The 4,496-nt window shown below is 61.5% G+C and carries 4 protein-coding genes and 2 pseudogenes; 4 read left to right on the forward strand and 2 right to left on the reverse strand.

Annotation, left to right across the window (positions count from 1 at the left end; translation table 11 throughout):
* The 3 genes from CR103_RS21505 to CR103_RS21515 all read left to right on the forward strand — a co-directional run.
* Positions 1-202 (forward strand): DDE-type integrase/transposase/recombinase (locus CR103_RS21505; protein ID WP_143752714.1); only part of this gene is annotated, 202 nt, incomplete at its 5' end.
* A gap of 194 nt (positions 203-396) precedes the next feature.
* Positions 397-1,224 (forward strand): potassium channel family protein, encoded by an 828-nt coding sequence (locus tag CR103_RS21510; protein WP_099917935.1) that lies wholly within the window; start codon positions 397-399, stop codon positions 1,222-1,224.
* A gap of 76 nt (positions 1,225-1,300) precedes the next feature.
* Positions 1,301-2,638, forward strand: a complete 1,338-nt coding sequence (locus tag CR103_RS21515) for a DUF2254 domain-containing protein (RefSeq protein ID WP_180279492.1) — start codon at positions 1,301-1,303, stop codon at positions 2,636-2,638.
* On the opposite strand, the gene CR103_RS21520 is transcribed toward CR103_RS21515, so the two are convergent.
* Complete coding sequence (locus CR103_RS21520; protein WP_370659480.1) at positions 2,635-3,057, reverse strand: hypothetical protein; 423 nt, start codon at positions 3,055-3,057, stop codon at positions 2,635-2,637. The two genes, CR103_RS21515 and CR103_RS21520, sit on opposite strands and share 4 nt — an antisense overlap.
* A gap of 8 nt (positions 3,058-3,065) precedes the next feature.
* On the opposite strand from CR103_RS21520, the pseudogene CR103_RS21525 reads away from it, so the two are divergent.
* A pseudogene (locus CR103_RS21525) lies at positions 3,066-3,758 on the forward strand (IS6 family transposase).
* A 55-nt stretch (positions 3,759-3,813) separates the two neighbouring features.
* Here CR103_RS21525 and CR103_RS21530 read toward each other — a convergent pair.
* Positions 3,814-4,161, reverse strand: a pseudogene (locus CR103_RS21530) (IS4/Tn5 family transposase DNA-binding protein); the annotation flags it as partial.
* Between the last annotated feature and the right edge of the window lie 335 nt (positions 4,162-4,496).

The following is a 4,496-nucleotide window of genomic DNA, read 5'->3' on the forward strand; positions in this document are numbered from 1 at the left end:
TGTCGAGCAAGACCATCGCGCCATCAAGCGGGTGACCAGGCCGATGCTCAACTTCAAATCGTTCCGCTCTGCCGGCGGCGTGCTCGCCGGCATCGAGCTCATGCACATGATCCGCAAGGGCCAGTTCACGACAGATGGCGCAGATACGACATCGTTCGCCGACCAATTTTATGCGCTGGCAGGACAAGTCCGTCCAGTTTGAAGGGCACAGTGGCGTTTCTAGAAAATTCCGCCTTTTGCCGAACAACGCGACAAAACCTCACAAAACCGCTGGGTTTTTTCGATGAATTCGCCTCTGTGCGCTTGAACTGCGCGAAAACGTAGCGCTAGGCGACGCTGCGCCGCGAATTTTTCGGCCGCCCTATACTGGTCAGGAAACGACTGGAAAGGTGCGCAATGGAAAATAACGGCGAGCAAAACCAACCGGCGCCGGGCGGGCGCAACATCGCGTTCGCGCTCAGTCGCAACCGATTACAGCTATTGCGCAGAATAAGCGAGGTGCTGGAGACACCGATGGCCTTGCTGGGCCTGGCTTGGTTTTGCCTGATGGTGGTGGACCTGACGCGCGGCCTGGGCACGACCGGCGCGCACATCACCACCTTGATCTGGGTGGTGTTCATTGTCGATTTTGCGATACGGCTGACGCTTGCGCCGCGCAAGCTTGCCTATGTAAAAAAGAACTGGCTCACCGTCATCGCCCTGTTGCTACCGGCCCTGCGCGCGTTGCGCTTTGCCCGCGTGCTGCGCAGCCTGGCCCGTTTGCGCGGCCTGCCGCTGGTGCGCATCCTGGCCTCGATCAACCGCAGCATGCGCGCACTGGGCGAGACCATGCAGCGGCGCGGGTTTGGCTATGTCATGTCGATCACCCTGGTCGTCACCCTGGCGGGCGCGGCCGGAATGCTCCATTTCGAGGGCCGGCCGGGTGTTGCGAACGGCATTGTCGACTTCTGGTCGGCGCTCTGGTGGACCGGGATGATGATGACGACAATGGGTAGCGATTACTGGCCGCGCACCGGGGAAGGGCGCCTGCTGTGCATGTTGCTGGCCATTTATGCCTTTGCCGTGTTCGGGTATGTGACGGGGACGATCGCCACCTACTTTATCGGCCGCGACCATGAAGCGGACGCCGACAGCGCCACGCTCCAGGCCTTGCGCGAGCTGCAGGCCGAGGTCGCCCGTCTGCGCATCGAAGTAACCAGCTTCCAGGACCGGGGCGCGCCGTGAGCCGGCGGCGCGGACGCCATCGCAACCGGGGCGAGGGGAGAATGGCTTGTACAATGTAATGCATCGCTGGAATGCCATGCGCGCCAGCTTCTGGTTTTTGCCTTGTGTCATCGTGGCGCTGGCGATCGCCCTGGCCGTCACGCTCACGCACCTCGACGGCAGCGCGCTTGAGCAATGGATGAAACGCTATCCCCGTCTGTTCGGCGCCAGCGCCGCCGGCGGACGTGAGATGCTCTCCACAGTTGCCGGCTCCATGATCTCGGTCGTTGGCATTGTGTTTTCGATGACGCTGGTCGCGCTGGCGCTCGCATCGAGCCAATACAGTTCGCGCGTGCTGCGCACGTTCATGCGCAGCCGCGTCACCCAGGCGTCGATCGGCATTTTCGCCGGCATCTTCGTGTACTGCCTGATCGTCTTGCGCGGCGTGCATGGCACGGACGACTCGGTCTTTGTCCCTGTCCTTGCGGTGTCGGTCGCCATGCTGCTCGCCATCGTCGGGGTCGTCGTGCTGATTGTCTTTATTCACCATATCGCGCTGTCGATCCAGGCTTCGACCATCCTTGCCAATATCGCCGAGGAGACCATTGACGCCATGGCATCGATCTTCCCGCAGATGGACGACCCATCGCTTGCCAACCAGTCGCAGGCCGACGCCGCTGCTGCCGCGCTGGTAGAGACGCTGTGCTGGATTGCCGTACCGGCGCCTAAAAGCGGCTATTTGCAAAGCGTTGACCATGCGGCGTTGCTGCACATCGCCTGCGAAGGCAAGCTAATCGTAAGGGTAGAACGCGATGTGGGGCAGTTCGTGCTTGCCGATACGCCCATTTTCTCCGTCTCCGGCGAATCCGCGTCCGCCCGCACCGCCTGCGCCCTGCACGCAACGATTGCTGTGAGCCCCTATCGGACGGTCGAGCAGGATCCTGCATTTGGCGTTCGCCAACTCGTCGATGTTGCACTCAAGGCGCTCTCGCCGGGCGTCAACGATACGACCACTGCCGTCCAGTGCCTGGACTACATCGGCGCGGTCATGGCCACGATGGCGCGGCGCGCCATTCCTTCTCCTTACCGGTATGCGGAGGGCGAACTGAAAATTGTGGTTGTGGCGCCCGATTTCGCCAGCATGCTGGCCGCCGCGTTCGATCAGATACGCCGTAGTGCCGGCGGTAACGTTGCTGTCATTTTGCGCATGATTGCGTCCATCGACATGCTCGGTTCCCTGGCCGTGGGCAAGGGCCGGCAGGAAGACTTGCTGGCGCAGCTCGATTATCTTGCCGAGATCAGCGCCCGTACCGTTCCCGCTCCTCACGACAGCGCGCTGGTCGCCAGGCGGCTGGCGCCGGTGCGCAGGGCGCTCGCGGCGGGCTGCGTGCGCCGTTCGCAGGCGGCTCCCCCTTCGTTGCGCTGCGAGTCCTAGCCGCCGGCCTGCCCTGGCGGGGGCCAGCCTTCGCGCTGGCGAGCGCGATCGCCGTCCATCGCTTCGGTCTGGTCATGGAACAGGACCTGGTGGGTCGGGTAGGGCAGATCGATGCCGTTGCGGGTCAGTTCGGCTTTCACCGCGCACAGCACCTCGTCCTGGATGTCGAGCGCGTCGGCGCGGCGCGGCGGCTTGATCCACCAGCGAATGCGGATCGTCACGCCATAGTCGGCGTAGGCGATGACGAGCGCGTCTGGCGCTGGCGATGGTTCGACCCCGGACAGGCGGCGCAGCGCGCCGAGCATGATTTCTTTCGCCTTGGCGATGTCGTCGCCGTTGCCGATGGTGATGTCGGGTTCTGTCGCGTTAGCCAGACCATGGTTGCTGATCAGGTAGACTATGACGCCCGGATATTGGATGAATCGAGATGCTCAACTTCAAAGGGATGCGCTTCCCGATCGACGTGATCCTGGTTTGCATCCGCTGGTACGTGGCTTACCCGTTGAGCTACCGGCACCTCGAAGAGATGATGCAAGAGCGCGGTGCGTCGGTCGATCATTCGTCGATCAACCGTTGGGCAATCCGCGTCTTGCCGCTTGTCGAGAAGATGGCCCGCAAACACAAGCGCCCGGTTGGCACCAGCTGGCGCATGGATGAAACCTACATCAAGGTCAAGGGCATCTGAAAATACCTCTACCGCGCTGTCGACAAGCAGGGAAAGACCGTCGACTTTCTGCTGACCGCAAAGCGCGACATGGCTGCGGCAAAGCGCTTCTTCGACAAGGCCATGCAAATGAACGGCGAGCCCAAGAAGATCGCGATGGACAAGAGCGGCGCCAACAAGGCGGCCATCGACGCGATCAACGCCGGCCGCGGCGTGCCGATCGTGGTGCGCCAGGTCAAATACCTCAACAACATTGTCGAGCAAGACCATCGCGCCATCAAGCGGGTGACCAGGCCGATGCTCAACTTCAAATCGTTCCGCTCTGCCGGCGGCGTGCTCGCCGGCATCGAGCTCATGCACATGATCCGCAAGGGCCAGTTCACGACAGATGGCGCAGATACGACATCGTTCGCCGACCAATTTTATGCGCTGGCAGGACAGGTCCGTCCAGTTTGAGGGCGCTGTACCATTTCGGTGGGATCTCATTTTTCGATCAACAACGCGACAAAGCCCCGCGCCGCGCCTCGTAGTTCAACGGGCCGAGTCCTTCGGCCTCCTGCCCGTTAAAATCAAGTTCGGTGGTGTCCTGCAGACACAGAACGACCCGATGAGCGCGCATCCGGTGCTGCGTTTTTTCCCAGTGGGGCGCCATCATGTCGCGCCAATCGACATCCGCATTTCCAAGGAATCGGTACGCCGCACACGTTTCCGCCCAGCTCTCGCAGGCCATCGGGATGCTCGCCGTCGGGTTCGCCGTAAATCGTTCCATCAGTATTTTCGCCCTCTTGTTGAGGCGACCGTCACCCAGGTCGAGCCCGGCAAATTCCTGTTCCGTCCAGCGCTTCGATGCTTTGGTCAACGTGTCACGCAGGGTAGCCGGGCGCGGTTACCCGCACCCAGCCCCCTAAGAACCGTGCGTGCTTCTTTCGACGCACACGGCTCAAGCCTCTACGAAGGCACCTTTCGGCACCCGGTTGCACCACTGCATATTCCAGCAAGTCAATTCGTTCTACGGCAATCGAGATGGTGAAGCTGGAGGTTGCTCGCTGCATCTGTCCCGCCATCGCCCCCCCTGTGTCAAACTACTGTGAGACAACTTCATCATGCTAATTAAGGAAGTTGCTATCACATGGAAAACCAGATGTCGCCAGCGGTAAAACAAAATGATGAACGCGAGAGTGCCGAGGTTGTCGC

Source organism: Massilia psychrophila, from assembly GCF_002760665.1.
Lineage (GTDB): Bacteria > Pseudomonadota > Gammaproteobacteria > Burkholderiales > Burkholderiaceae_D > JAFCUW01.